The sequence below is a fragment of the Truepera radiovictrix DSM 17093 genome (genome assembly GCF_000092425.1).
In the GTDB taxonomy this organism is placed as follows: Bacteria; Deinococcota; Deinococci; order Deinococcales; family Trueperaceae; genus Truepera; species Truepera radiovictrix.
The window spans coordinates 2,343,149-2,360,158 of record NC_014221.1 but is presented as its reverse complement, the minus strand read 5'-3'; the positions used below and the strand labels follow the sequence as shown (position 1 = coordinate 2,360,158).

General features: G+C 69.4%; 19 protein-coding genes. 8 read left to right on the top strand and 11 right to left on the bottom strand.

Annotated elements, in window-relative coordinates; all coding sequences use genetic code 11:
* Positions 1 to 55: 55 nt before the first annotated feature.
* The 3 genes from lptB to TRAD_RS10820 all read left to right on the top strand — a co-directional run bounded on the left by lptB (position 56) and on the right by TRAD_RS10820 (position 3,244).
* Entirely contained in the window at positions 56 to 850 is a 795-nt protein-coding gene (gene lptB / locus TRAD_RS10830) for an LPS export ABC transporter ATP-binding protein (RefSeq protein ID WP_013178656.1), read from the top strand.
* A gap of 20 nt (positions 851 to 870) precedes the next feature.
* The gene (locus TRAD_RS10825; RefSeq protein WP_013178655.1) at positions 871 to 2,205 is read left to right on the top strand and encodes a DUF3084 domain-containing protein; all 1,335 of its coding nucleotides are present in this window, start codon (positions 871 to 873) and stop codon (positions 2,203 to 2,205) included.
* Positions 2,206 to 2,335: 130 nt separating this feature from the next.
* Entirely contained in the window at positions 2,336 to 3,244 is a 909-nt protein-coding gene (locus tag TRAD_RS10820; RefSeq protein ID WP_013178654.1) for a universal stress protein, read from the top strand.
* A gap of 10 nt (positions 3,245 to 3,254) precedes the next feature.
* On the opposite strand, the gene TRAD_RS16820 is transcribed toward TRAD_RS10820, so the two are convergent.
* The 6 genes from TRAD_RS16820 to TRAD_RS10790 all read right to left on the bottom strand — a co-directional run bounded on the left by TRAD_RS16820 (position 3,255) and on the right by TRAD_RS10790 (position 7,069).
* A complete protein-coding gene (locus TRAD_RS16820; RefSeq protein ID WP_013178653.1) occupies positions 3,255 to 3,416 on the bottom strand; it encodes a DUF2256 domain-containing protein in 162 nt (53 codons plus the stop codon).
* Between the two features lie 17 nt (positions 3,417 to 3,433).
* Complete coding sequence (gene mscL / locus TRAD_RS10810; RefSeq protein ID WP_013178652.1) at positions 3,434 to 3,847, bottom strand: large conductance mechanosensitive channel protein MscL; 414 nt, start codon at positions 3,845 to 3,847, stop codon at positions 3,434 to 3,436.
* Between the two features lie 65 nt (positions 3,848 to 3,912).
* Positions 3,913 to 4,230 carry a VOC family protein gene (locus TRAD_RS10805; RefSeq protein WP_342606926.1) on the bottom strand — a complete coding sequence of 106 codons (318 nt, stop codon included), beginning with the start codon at positions 4,228 to 4,230 and terminating at the stop codon, positions 3,913 to 3,915.
* Positions 4,231 to 4,436: 206 nt separating this feature from the next.
* Positions 4,437 to 5,279, bottom strand: coding sequence for an NAD+ synthase (locus tag TRAD_RS10800; protein ID WP_041947963.1), 843 nt, complete (start codon positions 5,277 to 5,279; stop codon positions 4,437 to 4,439).
* 44 nt (positions 5,280 to 5,323) lie between these two features.
* Positions 5,324 to 6,187 carry a nitrilase-related carbon-nitrogen hydrolase gene (locus TRAD_RS10795; RefSeq protein WP_013178650.1) on the bottom strand — a complete coding sequence of 288 codons (864 nt, stop codon included), beginning with the start codon at positions 6,185 to 6,187 and terminating at the stop codon, positions 5,324 to 5,326.
* A gap of 51 nt (positions 6,188 to 6,238) precedes the next feature.
* The gene (locus tag TRAD_RS10790; RefSeq protein WP_013178649.1) at positions 6,239 to 7,069 is read right to left on the bottom strand and encodes a TrmH family RNA methyltransferase; all 831 of its coding nucleotides are present in this window, start codon (positions 7,067 to 7,069) and stop codon (positions 6,239 to 6,241) included.
* 184 nt (positions 7,070 to 7,253) lie between these two features.
* On the opposite strand from TRAD_RS10790, the gene TRAD_RS10785 reads away from it, so the two are divergent.
* Positions 7,254 to 8,531, top strand: coding sequence for a TCR/Tet family MFS transporter (locus tag TRAD_RS10785; protein WP_013178648.1), 1,278 nt, complete (start codon positions 7,254 to 7,256; stop codon positions 8,529 to 8,531).
* Positions 8,532 to 8,557: 26 nt separating this feature from the next.
* Positions 8,558 to 9,421, top strand: a complete 864-nt coding sequence (locus tag TRAD_RS10780; protein ID WP_013178647.1) for a sulfurtransferase — start codon at positions 8,558 to 8,560, stop codon at positions 9,419 to 9,421.
* A gap of 185 nt (positions 9,422 to 9,606) precedes the next feature.
* Here the strand turns inward: TRAD_RS10780 and TRAD_RS16095 are convergent, their stop codons facing one another.
* Together TRAD_RS16095 and TRAD_RS10775 are read right to left on the bottom strand one after the other, a co-directional pair.
* On the bottom strand, positions 9,607 to 9,882 hold the full coding sequence (locus tag TRAD_RS16095; RefSeq protein WP_148221234.1) for a hypothetical protein: 276 nt from the start codon (positions 9,880 to 9,882) through the stop codon (positions 9,607 to 9,609).
* Positions 9,883 to 10,161: 279 nt separating this feature from the next.
* Positions 10,162 to 11,631: a S8 family serine peptidase gene (locus TRAD_RS10775; RefSeq protein ID WP_013178646.1), complete on the bottom strand. Its 1,470-nt coding sequence runs from the start codon at positions 11,629 to 11,631 to the stop codon at positions 10,162 to 10,164.
* Positions 11,632 to 11,715: 84 nt separating this feature from the next.
* Here TRAD_RS10775 and fni point away from each other — a divergent pair, with 84 nt between their 5' ends.
* Both fni and TRAD_RS10765 read left to right on the top strand, forming a co-directional pair.
* Positions 11,716 to 12,750, top strand: a complete 1,035-nt coding sequence (fni, locus tag TRAD_RS10770; protein WP_013178645.1) for a type 2 isopentenyl-diphosphate Delta-isomerase — start codon at positions 11,716 to 11,718, stop codon at positions 12,748 to 12,750.
* Positions 12,751 to 12,766: 16 nt separating this feature from the next.
* Positions 12,767 to 13,528: an SDR family oxidoreductase gene (locus tag TRAD_RS10765; RefSeq protein WP_013178644.1), complete on the top strand. Its 762-nt coding sequence runs from the start codon at positions 12,767 to 12,769 to the stop codon at positions 13,526 to 13,528.
* A 228-nt stretch (positions 13,529 to 13,756) separates the two neighbouring features.
* Here TRAD_RS10765 and TRAD_RS15350 read toward each other — a convergent pair whose 3' ends face one another.
* Entirely contained in the window at positions 13,757 to 14,374 is a 618-nt protein-coding gene (locus tag TRAD_RS15350) for a hypothetical protein (RefSeq protein ID WP_013178643.1), read from the bottom strand.
* A gap of 286 nt (positions 14,375 to 14,660) precedes the next feature.
* Here TRAD_RS15350 and TRAD_RS10755 point away from each other — a divergent pair, with 286 nt between their 5' ends.
* Positions 14,661 to 15,935: a class I SAM-dependent RNA methyltransferase gene (locus tag TRAD_RS10755; RefSeq protein ID WP_013178642.1), complete on the top strand. Its 1,275-nt coding sequence runs from the start codon at positions 14,661 to 14,663 to the stop codon at positions 15,933 to 15,935.
* Here the strand turns inward: TRAD_RS10755 and TRAD_RS10750 are convergent.
* Together TRAD_RS10750 and TRAD_RS10745 are read right to left on the bottom strand one after the other, a co-directional pair.
* Positions 15,932 to 16,375 (bottom strand): small multi-drug export protein, encoded by a 444-nt coding sequence (locus TRAD_RS10750; RefSeq protein WP_013178641.1) that lies wholly within the window; start codon positions 16,373 to 16,375, stop codon positions 15,932 to 15,934. The genes TRAD_RS10755 and TRAD_RS10750 overlap by 4 nt on opposite strands.
* A complete protein-coding gene (locus tag TRAD_RS10745; protein WP_049773105.1) occupies positions 16,375 to 16,917 on the bottom strand; it encodes a TetR/AcrR family transcriptional regulator in 543 nt (180 codons plus the stop codon). The genes TRAD_RS10750 and TRAD_RS10745 overlap by 1 nt, the downstream gene beginning before the upstream one ends.
* Between the last annotated feature and the right edge of the window lie 93 nt (positions 16,918 to 17,010).

The window sequence follows — 17,010 nt, the reverse complement described above, 5'->3', positions numbered from 1 at the left end:
GCGGCGTGCAACGAGGCGCCCGGCTTTCTCACCCGCTGCGTGATAGCATCCCCTTATGTCTGCGCTTCACGACGCCCCGGCACCCGTCTCCGTCACCGCTAGGCCCGACAGGGCGGCAGAGGCCCGCCTCAGCCTCGAGGCGAGCGGTCTGGTCAAACGCTACGGGGGCCGGACGGTCGTTAACGGCGTGAGTTTTAGGTTGCAGCGCGGCGAGATCGTGGCGCTCTTGGGCCCTAACGGCGCGGGCAAGACCACGTCGTTTTACATGATGGTCGGGTTTGTGCGTCCCAACGCGGGGCGCATCACCTTGGGCGGCGACGACATCACCCGCTGGCCGATGTACAAGCGGGCGCGGCGCGGCCTAGGTTACCTCGCGCAGGAGCCCTCGGCGTTTCGCAAGCTCTCGGTGCGCGACAACCTGATGGCGATCCTCGAGTTTCAGCGGCTTTCAAAGGCCGAGCAGGCGCGCCGCGCCGACGAGCTGCTCGCCGAGTTCGGCCTCACGCACCTCGCCGACCACCGCGCCGACACCCTCTCCGGCGGGGAGCGGCGCCGCTTGGAGATCGCCCGCAGCCTCACCATAGAGCCAGCCTTTATCCTTTTAGACGAGCCCTTTACCGGCGTCGACCCCAAGTCGATCCGCGAGATTCAGCTGCTTATCGCCGACCTCCGCTCTCGGCGCGGTCTGGGCGTGCTCTTAACCGACCACAGCGTCCGTGAAACGCTCTCGATCGCCGACCGCGTCTACCTGATGTATGACGGCCGCGTGATCTTCGAGGGGACCCCCGAGGCGTTCGCCGCCGACGAGGCGGTGCGCACCCACTACCTCGGCGCCGACTTTCAGTTGTAACGTCCCGCGCTCCTCCCCGCGTGCTTTACACCCTTACCCTGCTGCTGCTGCTGACCGTGTTGGCGGGTGTGATCGCCTACGCGGGGGACCTCCTGGGGGCGGCGGTAGGGCGGCGGCGCTTGAGCCTCTTCGGTTGGCGCCCCAAACGCACGGGCCAAGCGGTCGGTATCGCTGCTGGGGTGCTGATCATGCTGCTCACGCTGGGGGTTTTGAGCCTCGCCTTTCGGGACGCCGCTAGCGTGCTGCTGCGGGCGCAGAGTATCGGGCGCGAACTCGCCGAGCTGCGCGAGCAGCGGAGCGCGCTGGCCGCTGAGGTCGCGCGCCTAGAGGCCGACTTGCGCTCGGGACAAGAGGAGCTCGAGCGCGCCCAGGAGGTCATCAGCACCGCCGAGCGGCAGCGCGACACCGCTCGCGAGGCGCGCGACGCCGCCCTGCGCGACGCCATCCGGCTCCGGCAGGAGAGCTCGGAGCTGCGCGCCGAGGTCGCCGAGCTGCAGGCGCGCGCGGCGCAGCTCGCGGCGCAGCAAGAGCAGCTCGAGCAGCAGAACGCGCTTTTGCAGCAAGACAACGCGGGCTTAAGGCTCTCGAACGAGGGTTTAAGCCAGCAGAACGAGCTTTTGAGCGCCCAGAACCGCGAGTTCGAGGACACCTTGAACAACCTGCAAAACCAGGTCGTGACGCTGCAAAACGAGCTGCAGGCGCTACGGGTCGAGTCGGAGCAGCGGGCGCAGTTTTTGCGCGACACCGTCGCGCAGCTAGAGGCGGCGAGCGGCGGCGAGCTCACCTACCGAAACGGCGAGATCGTCTACGCCGGGGTGATCTCGGAGACCGACGAGGTCGAGATCCTGGGGGCGCTCAACCGTTTTGTCGAGAGCGCGCGGCAGGAGGTCACCCGGCGCGGGGCCAGCGACATCGAGCTGCGCGCCGATCAGCTTGACGGCCTCACCCGCGCGATCGCCGCTTCGCCGGGCGACGACCTGGTGGTGCTCGTCGCGAGCGGCAACTTCGTCGCACCCGCCCCTATCGCCGTCTACGTCGAGGCGTACCCGAACCTGCAGCTGCTCGCGCGCGGGCAGCTCGTGGCCACCCGGCAGCTGCACCTGGGGACGCCGGAGGCGCCGCTTAGCCGCGACGCGCTCCGCGCCGAACTCGCGCGCCTAAGCCTCGAGAGCCTCAACCGGCTGCGCCGCGTGGGGCTCTTCGAGCAGGTGCGGCCGAGCCCCTCCGACGCCGACTTCGACCGCTTTAGCGCCTGGCTCTCGCGCCTCTCGGGGCCGGTGGTGATCGGTACGGTCGCCAAGGAGCCGGTGTTCGTGGCGGGGCCGGCGGAGCTCGAGTTCGTCATCCTGCGCTAGCCCCTGCGCCGAGGCGCTCACGCTTGGCGGTGGGTCACCGTCTCGCCGAGAACGGCCTGTAGCCCCTTTCGCGCGGGGGGCAGAGGTCGACGGTACACCCCGTAAGGCGCTGCGGGCTAGACTGGGCCGTATGATCCACACTGACCCCACCCTGAGCGCCGTCCGCCTCGCCGTCGACGGTTCACCCTACGCGGAGGCCGCGGCGCGCTACGCGGCCCTCTTGAGCCGGCGGCTGGCGCTGCCCCTGTACGCCGTTCACGTGATCGACACGGGCCTTTTGGGGGGCGCTTCCCTGGGCGACTTCGGGAGCGTGGGGGGGGACCTGGGCGCGAGCACGCTCGCTGCGCCCCTCGTAGAGCTAGGGGGCGCGTTCGAGCCGGCGCAGGGGACGTCGGTCTACGAGGCGCTCGAAACGCGCGCCCGCGAGCTCTTGGGGCGCGCCCGAGAGCTCGCCGAAGGTGAGGGCGCCGAGCACGTTTTTGCGGAGGTGCGCGCGGGTTTCGCGGCCGACGCGCTGCTCGAAAGCGTCGGTGAGGGCGAGCTCTTGGTGCTCGGGCGGCAGGGGGAGGGGACGCGCGACGCCGCGCGCCTCGGCGGGGTCGCCGAGCGGGTGCTGCGGCGCGCGCCGGGGGCGGTGCTCGTGACCCCCGAGCGCTTTCGCGAACCCCGCCGGGTGGTCTTCGCCTACGACGGTTCGGAGCCCGCTGCGCAGGTGCTCCCCTACGCGGTCGCGCTCGCCGCCCGCCTCGAGCTGCCGCTCGCCGCCGTCAGCGTGCGGGGGGAGGGCCGCGAGGAGGACCCGCTCGCCGGGGCGCACCTCGAGGCGGTGCACTACGCCGCGAGCCGCCGAGGCGAGCTCACGCTGAGCAAGCACGTGCTCGAGGGGGAGGTCGTACCGGCGATTGTGGAGACCCTCCAAGAGGGCGACCTGCTGGCGATCGGCGCTTTTGGCGAGGGGCGGCTGAGCGCGTTTTTCCGGGGGTCGACGACCGAAGCGCTGCTGCGCGGCGCCGAGGTGCCGGTGCTGCTGCACGGTTGAGGGTGGGGCGTCACGCCCGCTCGCCCCGCCGCTTCGCCGCCCGCCGGCAGCGCTCCGAGCAGTACCGGACGCGCTCCCAGTCGCGCGCCCACTTCCTGCGCCAGGTAAAGGGTAGGCCGCAGACAGCGCACACCTTGGTCGGCAAGTCGGCCTTTTTCCGCGCCTTCGCCATCTACCTCCCGCCACGCGCTACGGCTCGGGCGGCGTCCTAGGCGCGCCGGACGCCTGGGCGGCGAGGAGGTCGCGGATCTCTTGCAAGAGCGCCAGCTCGGTCAGCTCCGCCGTGACCTCCGCTTGGCGGCGGAGCTTTTGCAGCGCGCTCGCCGCCCGGACGACGAGAAAGAGCGCGAACGCGACGATGACGAAGTTGACGACCGTGTTGAGAAAGGCGCCGTAGCGGACGGTGACCCCGTCGCCGAGCTGCAGCGCGAGCTCCCGAAAGTCCACACCGCCCACGAGGTAACCGATGGGCGGCATCAGGATGTCTTCGACGAGCGAGGTGGTGATCGCTCCGAAAGACGCGCCGAGCACCACGGCGACGGCGAGGTCCAAGACGTTGCCCTGAGCGATGAACTGCCGAAACTCCGCCATAAAGCCGCGCATCATGCCTCCTCGGCCCGCCCCGAACAAAGCGATACGGCATCGTAGGCCAAAGGCGCCGGGGCCGTCTAGAGGGGCTCGAGGAAGCGCTGCACCTCCAAGCGGTAACCGTCGGGGTCGCGGGCGAAAAAGTGGTAGATGCCGAAGCGGGCGTTCTCTCTAGGGGGCGCTTCGGTGGGGACGCCGCGCTCGCAAAGCCGCGCGTAAGTCCCGTCTACGTCGTCTAGAACGAGCGTCAGAATGAGGCCGGGGTGCTCCGGCAGGGCCGCGTCGTGTTGGCAGAAGCCCACGTATCCCCCCGGGGCGACGCGGAAGATGAGGCACGTCCCCTGATCGCGGGCGAGCGTCAGCCCGAGCGCGCGGTAAAAGCGCCTGGTCCGCGCCAGGTCGCGGCAGGGGTAGAAGCCGATAAAGCCGTCTGCGTGCAGGGGGGGCGTTTCGTTTGCGGGTTCGGTGGTCTTAGGGCCTAGCTTTCATCATCGCAGTTTCACGAGCGGCTAGCGGCTCGTGGCCCGTAGACCACGAGCCACGAGCGACAGGCCGCGCCCTCTCAAAGCGGTCTAGGCGGAAGCCGAGGAGGGGCCAACAGAACCTAGTAGTCCACTGGGCGCAGGTAAAATTCGCCGATGGCGGTGCTCGAGACCACCGCGTGAATCGGCAGCGCGCGCTTCCAGTGGGTTTTGGCGACAAGCCCCCGCACGAGGGCGATCTCCGCAGCGGAGAAGCCGAGGCTCTCGATGTAGGCGTCGCCGTAGCCCGAGAGGTGGTGGATGAGGATGGTGTCGGCGCGCTCGTACGAGATGCCGAGGTCCGCTTCGTCGGACTGCCCGACCACCAGGTCGGCCGACGGGGGTTTGCGCCGCACCGCTTCGGGGACGCCCAGGTGCTCGGCGAGGGCGCGCACCTGCGTCTTGAAAAGGTCGCCCAAGGGGCTCACGGGCGCGGCGTCGGCGACGTCGTGCCAGGTGTAGTAGCCGAAAAACCGCTCGGTCTTGTTGCCGGTGCCCAGGTGCACCGCGCCGAGTTCGGCGGCCTTGTCGAAGGCGACGATCATCCGCACGCGCGCCATGACGTTGCCCAAGCGGTGCGGGGTGACGTCGGGGACGAGCCGCGCGTACGCGTCGACCATCTCGGTGATGTCGAGCGTCTCTGCGGGGAGCCCGAGCGCGTCGACGACGAGCTGCGCGTGCGCGAGCGAGTCGGGGTCCGAGGCGCGGTAGGGGAGCCGCAGCGCGTGGACGTTTTCGGGGCCGAAAGCGCGCGCCGCTAAGTAGGCCGTCACGGCGCTGTCGATGCCCCCCGAGAGGGGCACCACCACGCGGTCAAAGCCCTTGCGCCGCGTGACCTCGTCGCGCAAAAAACTCACCAAAAAGTCGGTGGTCAGCTCGAGGTTGAGCGCCAAGGGCTTTCGCGGTCGCCCCTCGGCGCGCGTCATGGGTAGGGCGGCGCGGGGCGCCGTGCGCGCGCCCTTAAGCTCGCTCATTGGCTCACCTCCTGAAAAGCCCGCACCAGCTCGGGCAAGTTGGCGCGCAGATCGGCTAGAAGCGGGTTTTCGTAACGCGCCGCCTGGATGCTCTCGAGGTGGAGGTCGGTCAAAAGCAGGTGCTCGTGAAAGAGCGGCGCGCGCGCGATGAGAGCCCCGTAGGGGTCCATCACGTGCGAACCGCCGGAGAACCCTTTGCCCCCCTCGAACCCGGTCAAGCAGGTCGTCACCACGTACACGCCGTGCTCGCCCGCGATCCCCTTGGCGGTGTCCTCCCAGCGCTGCACATTAGCGGGTTCGGCGCCGGTAAGGTCGCGCACGGGGCTCGCGGTCGGGATGTAGAGCACGTCGGCCCCTTTAAGCGCCAGCACCGCCGCCGTCGAGGTGTGCCAGGCGTCCTCGCAGATGAGCATCCCGGCCCGCCCGAAGCGGGTGTCAAAAGCGTCTAGGCGCCACCCACGGGAGACGTAGCGCTCCTCGTCGAACACGCCGTAGGTCGGCAAAAAGAGCTTACGGTGGACGTGCCGGATACCCGCTTGCGGGGTGTTGAGCTCGGCGTAGAGCGCGCTGTTATAGAAGTGGCCGCCGTCGCGTTCGTAAAAACCCACGCAGATGTCGAGCGGTTCGCTGCGCCCCGCCGCGCGCACGGCCCGCTGCAAGAGCGCCAGCATCTCGGCGGCAGTGAGCGCCTGCTCGCGCACCCCGGCCTGCAAAAAGTAGCCCGTCAGCGCCGTTTCGGGGAGCGTCAGCACGTCGACGCCCTCGCCCGCTAGCTGCGCGATGACCTCGGCGAGCCGCGCGGCGTTGCGCTCCCCTTGCGACTTGTGCGGTTTGAACTGGACGAGGGCGTGGCGAATCATGGGGGTTATCTTAACGGAGGCCGCCCCGCCTCGAGCGTGCGCCACGGGGGATTACGGCGCCCGGCGCCGCCGCTGCCGGAGCGCCTCGTACAGCAAGAGCGCCCCGGCCGTGGCGACGTTGAGCGAGTCGGCAAGGCCGCCCATCGGGATGGTGACCCGGACGTCGGCGGCCTCGAGCCACAGCGCGGAGAGCCCGTCGTGCTCGGTGCCCAGCAGCAGGGCGGTGCGGCCCGTGTAGGGGGCGTCCCAGAAGAGCGTGTCGGCGTGCGGGGTGGCGGCGACCAGGCGAAACCCCTGCGCGCGGAGCCACGCCAGCAGCTCGGCCGCGGGGGCGCGCAGCGTCGGGAGGCTAAAGACGCTGCCCATGCTCGAGCGGATCACGTTGGGGTTTTCAAAGTCGGTGCCCGCGCCGGTCGCGAAGACCGCCGCGGCGCCCACCCCGTCGGCGGTGCGCAAAAGCGCGCCCAGGTTACCCGGTTTCTCGAGCCCGTCGACGACCAGCACGAGCGCGTCGGCGGCGAGCTGAAGGTCACGTAAGGTGGTGAGCGCGGTGCGGACGAGCGCGATCACGCCGTCGGGCGCCTCGCGGTGGCTGAGCACCCGAAACGCGGCGGGGGAGAGCTCGGTGACGCTCGCTGCGCCCTCGGCCTGGCAGCGCGCGACGAGCGCCCGCCCCTCGTCGCGGAGCCTTTCGGGGCAGACGTAGAGGCGTTCGAGCGCCCGCCCGGCCTCGAGCGCGCGCGTCACCTCGCGGGTGCCCTCGACCAGAAAACGCCCCTCGCGCGCCCGCGCGCGGCGCTCTTTAAGCTTGGCGAGCGCGCGCACCTCGGGGTTTTTGCTCGAGTCGAGCCGCCTGCGCTGGGGTTGTAGGGGTGTGCTCACGCGGCTCCTTTCAGCGGGCCCCTGGCCCGGGACCCGTGGCATTCTTTACCCATCGTACCGCGACCATACGCCGCGCAACCGGGGTTCGTGCGCCGGATATCGGAAGGTCTCAGAGCGGCGCATTAGAGTAAGGGGCCGGGCGCAGACGCTTAACGGCGTGCCCGCACCGGTTCGAGGGGAGACGATGTCGGAGTCAAACGCGATAGTGCGCCGCGCGAGCATGATCTGGGTGCTCGTCACGCTGTTTTTGGACGTCTTGGGGCTGGCCTTTATCATCCCCATCTTGCCGGGGCTGGTCGGCGACCTCCTGGGTGAAAGCAGCGCTTTAGTGGCGCGCTTTTACGGGTTGATCGCCGCGGCGTACGCGCTCATGCAGTTTCTCTTCGCGCCCCTTCTAGGCGCGCTCTCCGACCGCTACGGGCGGCGCCCGGTGCTGTTGGCGTCGATTTTTGGCTCTGCGGTCTCCTACTTGCTGCTGGCCTTTGCGCCTTCGCTCGCGTGGCTCGTGTTCGGGCGGCTGATCGCGGGGGTGGCGGGCTCGAGCCTGACGACCGTCAACGCCTACATCGCCGACGTCTCGACGCCGGAGACGCGCGCGCAGAACTTCGGCCTCGTCGGGGTGGCGTTCGGCCTCGGGTTTATCTTCGGTCCCGCGTTTGGCGGCGTGCTGGGCGCTATCGACCTGCGTTTGCCGTTTTTCGTCGCGGCGGGGCTCTCAGCCCTCAACGGGCTCTACGGCCTTTTTATCCTCCCCGAGTCGCTCCCCTTGGGCCGCCGCAGCCCCTTTCGCTGGCGCCGCGCGAACCCCGTCGGGAGCATCGGCGCCTTGGGGGCGTACCCGCTCGTCGGGGGGCTCGCGCTCGCCTTCGTGTTCGTCTCGCTCGCGCAGCGGGGGCTAGAGAGCACCTGGGTGCTCTACACGAGCTACCGCTTCGGTTGGGGGGAGGCCACGAACGGCCTGACGCTCGGGTTAGTCGGGCTCATGGCGGTGTTCGTCCAGGGTTTTTTAATCCGCCCAACGGTGCGGCGCCTAGGTGAGCGCCGCACGGTCGTAGTCGGGCTCAGCATCTCCACGGCGAGCTACCTGCTCTTTGGCCTGGCGACAGCGGGTTGGATGATGCTCGTGGCCATCGTCGTGGGTGCTTTCGGCGGGGTCGCGGGGCCGGCCATCCAGGGGCTCGTCGCGGGCTCGGTCCCGCCGGAGGGGCAGGGGAAGGTGCAGGGGGCGTTGGCGTCCTTGACGAGCCTGACGAGCGTCGTCGCACCGGTTGTTTTCACGGCGGGGCTGTTCGGGTTTTTTACCTCCCCCGCCGCCCCCGTTCACCTCCCCGGCGCCCCCTTCTTGCTCGGCTCGCTCCTGCTCGCCTGCGGTCTCGCGCTGACCGTGCGGCTCTTTCGCCGCGTGCCGCCCGCCGCTCCCGCCAAGCCCCCCCAAACGCCCGTCGCCAAGCTCGAGTCCTAAAGCCCCAACTGTAAGAAGGAGGACCCATGTCCGCCTCAACGCGTTACAGCCACCTCGTCCAAGCGGCCGAGCTGCGCGCGCTGCTCCAAACGGACGCCCAGGTGCGCCTCGTGGACGTACGTTTCTCGCTCACCGACCCCCTGCTGGGTCGCCGCCGCTACGAAGCGGGGCACCTTCCGGGGGCGGTCTACCTGAGCCTGGACGACGACCTCTCGGGACCCGTGCGTGAGCACGGCGGCCGCCACCCGCTCCCCGACACCGCGCGCTTCGCCCAGACCCTCGGTGCGTGCGGTATCGGCAACGACACCCACGTGGTGGCCTACGACGACGCGGCGGGCGGCGGGATGTTCGCGGCGCGCCTCTGGTGGCTGTTACGCTACGTCGGTCACGACCAGGTGCAGGTCTTAGACGGCGGCCTGGACGCCTGGACGGCGGCGGGGCTCGAGCTGACCCGAGACGTGCCCACGTACCCCCCCGCGACCTTCACGCCGGCTGTGCGCCCGGAGATGGTCGCCGACATGCAGGAGGTGCGCAGCAAGCTGCGGCGCCCCGGCGTCTTGCTGCTCGACGCGCGCGCCCCCGAGCGCTACCGCGGCGAGGTCGAACCCTTGGATAAGCGCGCCGGGCACATCCCCGGGGCGCGCAACCGGCCCTTTATGGGCAACTTGGAGGGCGGCCGCTTCAAACCCGCCGAGGCGCTCCGCGCGCGCTTCGCTGACGTCGAAGCGGCCGACGAGACCATCCTCTACTGCGGTTCGGGGGTGTCGGCGGCGCACAACGCGCTCGCGTTGGAGGAGGCGGGGTTGCGGGGGGCAAAGCTCTACGTGGGGTCGTGGAGCGACTGGAGCAGCTTTGAAGAGAACCCGGTGGCGACGGGGGAGGAGGCTTGAGGGAGCGCTCTGCGCCGCCGCGCCTATCTCTACCTCACACGCAAGGGTGGGCGGCGGTCTAGAGGTGGCGCTCTTCAATCACACCGACTTCGAGTCGGTGGTGGTTAAGTTTGAGATTACTTTTTCAGTACCGCGCACACGAACACAGGGTCAACTTCGGAAACCTAACCGTTGGTCTCCCCGCCCTAAATCTCAAGGTAATAGACGACTAAGTTAATGATGTTTGCTAAAACTGCGAAACTCCCAATAGCAATGCTGCAGATTGCCACCCATTGCCTCTTCTCCCTTGATAAATTAAACTGTTTCACCGCGCAAACGCCGAAAATAATTGCGAGAACTGCAGAACTTGTACTCAGGTAAACATCTGTATCTAAAAACAAAGTGCTGAGTAAGGCAATGCCACCACTTAGATAACTCAGGGTGCTCCAAGAATGCTGGTCGCGGACAGCGCTTTTATCCATGATGAACGGCTACCCTTCTCGAATCAAGCTTCCGTGCGAAATTGAGCGGCACTTCGAAGATGCTATATGCCATCGTTCTGCAGACGCTGCTCTGAGTTAGGTTTAGAAGAAAGAGCTTTTGCAAGCAGCGGTATTATCTGGAGCGAATGCACCATTACTATGAGGAGCAGTGTATACTATTACAACACATTATGTCCACATCTATAATTTAGCAAAATCACATTATTCACTCATAATGGTTTCCTTACAGCTCACAAGATGTTTTTGTCTTGTTAATTGTCACTTCCCGCAGAGCGTGTCGGCCCCCAACGCCCGGTCGGCGCAGAGGATGCCCGCGCCGTACTCGGCGGGGTTCATCTCATCGGTAAAGAGCGTCGACGACAGGAGGCGCGCCTCGACCTCGGCGCGGCTCAGCTCGGGGTTCTGGCTCCAGACGAGCGCCGCGACCCCCGCGACAAAGGGCGCTGCCATCGAGGTGCCCTGCTCGCAGCCGTAGGCGCTCTCGGTCGCCCCCTCGTAAGCGGGTGAGAGGGTGCTAAAGATCGCCCCGCAGGCGTTGTTGCCCATCCCGCCCGGCGCCATGAGGTCGACGCTGCGCCCCGCGCGGCTATAGTTGGAGAAGTACGAGCGCCGCCCGCTCTGGTCGACCGAGCCGACAGCGATGGCGCCCGGCGCGTTGGCGGGGGCGTAGATGGCGTCGTCGCTCTCGCTGTTGCCCGAGGCGGCGATCACCAGGGTTCCAGCGCGCCGCGCGTCGGCGACGGCGTCGTTGAGGGTCTGCACGGTGCCCCGGCCACCTAGGCTCAAGTTGATGATGTGCGCCGGGTTCGGGTTGCGGTTCATCCCCTCGACCGAGAGCCCCGCCGACCAACGGATCGCGCGCGCGACGACACTCGTCGCGGTGCGCTGGGTGTCGCGCCCGCTGTCGTCGAAGACCTTGACCGGCAGCAGCCGCACGCCCGTGTAGGCGACCCCCGCGACGCCGACGCCGTTGTCGCCGCTGGCGAGGGCGATCCCCGCGACGTGGGTGCCGTGGCGCTGGTTGGCGCCGAGCTGCGCGGGCGACCCGGGGGAGGGGTCGTTGTCCTCGTTGTAGACGTCGCAGCCGGGGAGGATGCGGCCGGCGAGGTCTTCGTGAGCGAGGTCGACGCCGCTATCCAAAACGGCCAAGACGATGTCGCTCTTCCCGGTCTCTAACGCCCACGCTTGCGGGAGCCCGAAGTCGAGCAGGTGCCACTGCTCATGCAACAAGGGGTCGTTGGGGAGCGCCGCGCTGGTAAGCCCCAAGGGGTAGAGGTAGTAGTCCGGTTCGGCGTAGGCGACGCGTGGGTCGGCGGAGAGCCTCTCGGCCAGCTCGAGCACGTCGGCGCCTTCGGGCACGGCGACGAGGTCGGGGACGCCCACCTGAGGGGCGCCCGCGCCCGCGAGCGGCTGCAGGCCGTAGTCGCGCTGCACGTCCCGCGCGAGCCCTTGCAGACGGGCTTGCGCCGTTAGCGGCGGTTGGCCGAGACCGCGGCCGATGGGGGCGCGCCCGAGGTCGCCCTGGTCGCCGTCGCGGTAGCGCACGAGCAGCCGACCCGGTACGAACGCGGCGTCCGGTGCGCCGCGCGCGAGCTGCGCCGCTGGCGCGAGGGTCCTTTCGGTCTCGTCGAAGCACTTGTCCGAAAGCGGGCTCGTCGGTGGCGGGAGCAGGTTGCAAGCCCCCAAGAGGAGGCAGAGCGAGGCGAGGGCGAGGGGGCGTCGCATCATCGCCCCAGTCTATCGCCCGTGCGTGAAGCCGGTGTGATGAATCCGCGGCGCCAAGGGGGCGGTGCGAGGCGGTATGCTAGGGGGGTGAGCTCACCCCCGTTGGGGCCTCGCCTGGAGGCCCGCAAGCTCAAGCACCTCGAGGTCTGTCTGCACTACCCCGTCGAGTTCGAGCGTACGACCGGCTTCGAGCGCTTCGAGCTGCCCTACCGCGCGCTCCCCGAGAGCGACCTGTCGCGGATCGACCTGCGCACGCGCTTTCTCGGAAAGCCGCTCGCCGCACCCCTCTTGATCGGCGCGATGACGGGGGGCGCGGCGCGCGCGGCGCTCATTAACCGCCACCTCGCCGAGGCGGCGCAGCGGCTCGGGATCGGGCTCATGCTCGGTTCGCAGCGGGTGATGCTCGAGCACCCCGAGGCGCTCGCCTCGTTCCAGGTGCGCCGCTACGCGCCCGAGGCGCTATTGATCGGCAACCTGGGCGTCGCGCAGCTCAACAAGGGGTACGGCGCTGCCGAGCTGACGCGGGCCGTGTCGCTCATTCAAGCGGACGCTTTGGCGCTCCACACCAACCCCTTGCAAGAGGCGCTGCAACCCGGCGGCGACGCGGACTTTAGCGCCCTCGTACCCAAGCTGCACGCGCTGGTGCCCGAGCTCCCCTTTCCGGTGCTCCTCAAAGAGGTCGGCCATGGTCTCTCGCCCGCCGTCGCGGCGGCGGTTGAGGGCGCCGGTTTCGCGGCGCTCGACGTCGCCGGGGCCGGCGGGACTTCGTGGGCCAAGGTCGAGCTGTACGCCCGCTACGGCGAGCTGCGCCACCCCGAGCTCGCCGAGTGGGGTATCCCGACCGCCGACGCGCTTTTGGGGGTGCGGCGCGCGCTCCCCGAGATGCCGCTCGTCGCCTCCGGCGGGGTGCGCACGGGGCTCGACGCGGCCAAAGCCCTCGCCATGGGGGCGCAGGTGGTGGCGCTCGCGCGGCCGCTGCTCGCGCCGGCGCTCGAGTCGGCCGAGGCGGTCGTCGCGCACCTCAAGACGCTGCTCTGGGAGCTCAGAGTAGCCATGCACTGCGCCGGCGCGAGCGACCTCGCGGCGCTCGCACGCACCGAACTCCTGCCGCGCCGCGCCTAAGGGCTATAGTAGCCCTATGCATTTGGGACTCGAGGGCAAACGGGCGCTCGTTACGGGCGCGTCGCAGGGTATCGGTCTAGCGGTCGCCAAGGGTCTTGCGGCCGAAGGGGTAGAGGTCGCGTTAAGCGCTCGCACGGCGACGACCCTAGAGGCGGCTGTCAGTGCCCTTCGAGCGCTGGGCGGGCGCGCCGTCGGTATCCCCGCCGACGTCAGCCGCCCGGATGAGATCGCGCGGCTCTTGACGCGCGTCCGGGAGGAGCTGGGGGCGCCCGACATCTTGGTGGTCAACGCGGGGGGGCCGCCCGCGGGCACGCCGACGGCGCTTTCCGAAGCGGCGTGGGCTAAAGCGCACGAGCTTACCTTGATGTCAGCGGTGCGGCTCGCTGATGGTGTGTTGCCCGCGATGCGCACGGCGCGCTGGGGGCGCATCATCAACATCACGAGCGTCTCGGTCAAAGAGCCTATCTTAAACCTCACCCTATCGAACGCCTTGCGGGCGGCGGTCACGGGGTTTGCCAAAACCCTGTCGGTCGAGGTCGCTGCCGACGGGGTGACGGTCAACAACGTAGCGCCTGGTTACACCGCCACAGAGCGCCTCAACGAGCTCTTCGAGGACGCGGCGGCGCGGGCGCGGCTCGAGGCGAGCATCCCCGCCAAGCGCTTCGCCGACCCCGCCGAAATCGCCGCGGCCGTCCTTTTTCTCGCGTCGGTGCCTGCTGCTTACATCACCGGACAAACGCTCGTGGTCGACGGCGGCGCGACGAAGGGGGTGCACTAACCTTCTTGCGAGTGCTGCGCCAAGGGTAAAGCGACCCGTTCGGCACGCCGGCAGTCGGGTGCACCGGCTCCCTAGGGTGCTGCGCCGCGGTGTCGCTAGGGTGCGTTGCGCTGAGGCGCGCCACTCGGCGAAAGCCGGAGGTCGATAGGGTGGTGTCGAGGCGCCCCAACGGAAGCAAAAACCCCCGGCCACGGCCGGGGGAGAGCGTAAGCGTAACGCGCTAGGGCGTCAGTCCTTTTTCTCCTTCTCCTGCGTCTCGTCTTTGGCGGCTTCGCCCTCGCCGTCTTGCCCATCGGCAGGCTTGTCCTCGACGAGCTCGGCGTCGACCGTGGCGACGGGTTCCCCCGACTCGGGGACGTTGCCGGTGGCGACGTCCGCGGGCGCCTCCGTGACGGGTTCGGCGTCGACCGTGGGCACCGGTTCACCCGAAGCGTCGACCGCCGCGGCGCTGCTTGCGGGGTCGCCGGCGGGGGTGCTCGCGGCGATGTCAGCGGCCGGGTCGACCGGCTCGCCGGAGGCGTCGATGGTCGTTACGGGTGCGGCGGCGGGGGCCGGCGCGGCGTCACCGGTCGTGGCCGCGTCCGGGTTGGCGCTGGTCACCGACGGCGCGGCGGCGCGTTGGCTCTGCCGTTGGAGCAGCCGGACGAGCGCGTACACGGCCGCGATAATGATGGCGATCGGTACGAGCCAGCGGAGCAGCGACCAGAGAAGCCCCGCGGCCCAGATAAAGACCATGCCGAGCAGCCCGACCAGCCAGCCCGTAAACCAGAGCACGCCGGTGAGCACCAACAGGGCGACGAGCGCGAAGACGACGAGTTCGACGATTTCTTGAAGGGAACGTTTCATATCGCCGTGCAGTATAGCAAACCCGCCCCGTGCGGTTTGGTGGATTGTTCTGAGCGCCTCTCATCTATCTGCCCGGTCTGTGGTCGCACAGGGCGTGTGGGCGTCGGTTGCGCCGGTGTACGCGGTGTACGTGGTGAGCGCTTTAGCGCTTTGACGGCAGCGATCGCACGGCACACGCGGGGCGCTGTTCCCTTCGCTGGGGTTTGAGGTGACCTTGCGGGCGGCTAGCGCTGGGTGTGTTGCGCTTCGCGCCCCGCGGGGAGCGGGTGCGGTAAGCTGCGCGGGTATGCTTTTGAGGCTCGAGAAGATGGTCCACGGCGGCGTGGCGCTCGCGCGCCTGTCGGGGGGACGCCTGGCGCTCGTGCGCGGCGGCCTCCCCGGCGAGCGGGTCAAGGTAGAGCTCAAAGAGCGCGCGGGGGTGCTGCAGGGGGTGGTCACGGAGGTCGTCGACGCGAGCCCGCACCGCACCCAGCCGAGCGAGCACCCGGGCCTCGACTACTCGCACATCGCCTACGCGCACCAGCTCGAGCTTAAACGCGAGGTCGTCAAAGACGCGCTGTCGCGCGCGCTCAAGCCAACGGAGCTGCCCAGCGTGCTCCCCGTGGTCGCCGCGCCCGCCCCCTGGGGTTACCGGCACGCCGTCCAACCGGCGGTCGCGCGCGGTGGGCCGCTCACCGACGGCGCCGCGCTCGGTTACCGCCGCCCGGAGAGCCACGAGGTGGTGCCTCTAGGCTGCGATCCGGTGGCGACCCCCGCGCTCAACGGGGCGTGGTCGCGCGTCCAGGCGCTGGGCTTACCCAAGGGGGTGCGCGAGCTGGCCTTTCGCACCAACGACGCGGGCGAGACGCTTCTATGCCTGATCGCGAGCGCTTCGGCGCGCAACTACCTGAGCGCCGCCCACGAGCTGCTCGGCGAGGCCCCGGAGGGGGGGCGGGTGGTCGGCGTCGCCTACGCCCCCTTCGACCCGCGCGGGCGCTTTCGTAGCGGAACCGAACGCCTCGCCGGCGCCCGGGTCATCCGGCAGCGCTACGGCCCCTTTGACCTCAGCGTTTCGGCGACCGGCTTCGCCCAACCCAACCCGGCGGCGGCGAGCCGCCTGTACGCCGAGCTCGCGCGTTGGGCGGGGGAGGGGCGCTTCGCCCTCGACCTCTACGCGGGGGGCGGCGCCATCGGGATGCACCTGGCGGCGTCGTTTGAGCGGGTCGTGGCGCTCGAGCTCGACCGCAGCAGCGTGGTTCGGGGGGCGCGCGACGCGGCGCGCTTGGGGCTCGCCAACCTCGAGTTCCGCCAAGGAGACGCGCGCCGCTTAGGGGCGCTGCCGGAGGCCGAGCTCATCTGCGTGAACCCGCCGCGCGCGGGGCTCGCCAAGGGGACGCGCGCGGCGCTGAGTGCCTCGGCCGCGACGCGCCTGTTATACGTCTCGTGCGACGTCGCGACCTTCTCCCGCGACGCGGCGCAGCTCTGCGCGGCCGGGTGGCGCCTCACGCGCCTGGAGCCCTTCGACTTCTACCCGCAGACGCACCACCTGGAGCTGCTCGCCGCCTTTGAACGCGGCGCCTAGCCCCCGAGGGCCTCAAAGCCGAGGTTGAGGCCCGCGGTGATCACCACGGCGTAGACCGTGATGCTGAGGAGCGCGTAGAAAAGCAGCGGCCGGCGCGCCATGCCGAGCGCGCGGGCGGTGGCGGCGACCAGCCACACCCCGATCCAGGGGGTGATGAGGAGGACGAAGGGGGCGCCGTAGCGCTCCACGAGGTGCGTAAAGCGGGCCGAGGTGCGCCCGCCCAAAAGGCGCCGAAACGCCCCGACGCGCATCAGCTGTTCGTAACCGAAAAGGATCAGCGGGACCGGCGCGAAGTTGCCGAGGACGGGCCACAAGACCGCCGAGGCGGGGTCGAGGCCCAAAGCGAGCGCGCTCGGCACAGCGACGTAAATCTCGAAAAAGGGGAAAAAGCCCAAAAACCACGCCGTGGCGGCTTTGCCGAGGTAAGCTGCGAGGTCCACTAGCGCGCCTCCAACAGCTCGAGCAAGCAACGCTCGAGCGCCCCACGCGCGCTCGGCGCGAGGTCGGTCAGCCCGAGCAGCTCGGTAAACCAGAGCCCGTCGGCGGCGAGGCGCACGGCGGTGGCGCGCGCCGGGTCGGCCGCCCCCGCCTCGAGCCGCGCGACCGCCCCCTGCAGCTGCTCGCGAAAGCGCGGGAGGAGCCCCGGGTTGAGGAGCGCCGCCCCCAAGACGGCCGCCCCGAGCTCCCTCGAGGCGCCCTCCTCGGCGAAGGTCGCCCGCACGTAGGCGCGCAGCAGGGGCTGCGGCCCCGACTCCCCCGCGGCCAAGGCGGTGACTTGCGCGGCGAAGGTGTGCGCGTAGTGCTCGATGAGCCCCTCGATAAGGGCGTCTTTGGTCGGGAAGTGGTAGAGCAGCCCCCCCTTGCTGACCCCGGCCTCTGCGGCGACGGCGGCGAGCGTGAGGCGCGCCGCCCCCTCGCGCAGGATGAGCCGGGTGGCCGCCCTCAAAAGGTCGCTGCGGGTGTCGGCAGAGCTCTCCATCATGGCCTGACTATACCGTCTGGACGGTATAGTTTCAAGGGTTGGGTGCGCCTTCGGCTCGAGCTGCAGCCTGCGCCAACACCCGTCGCTCGCTAT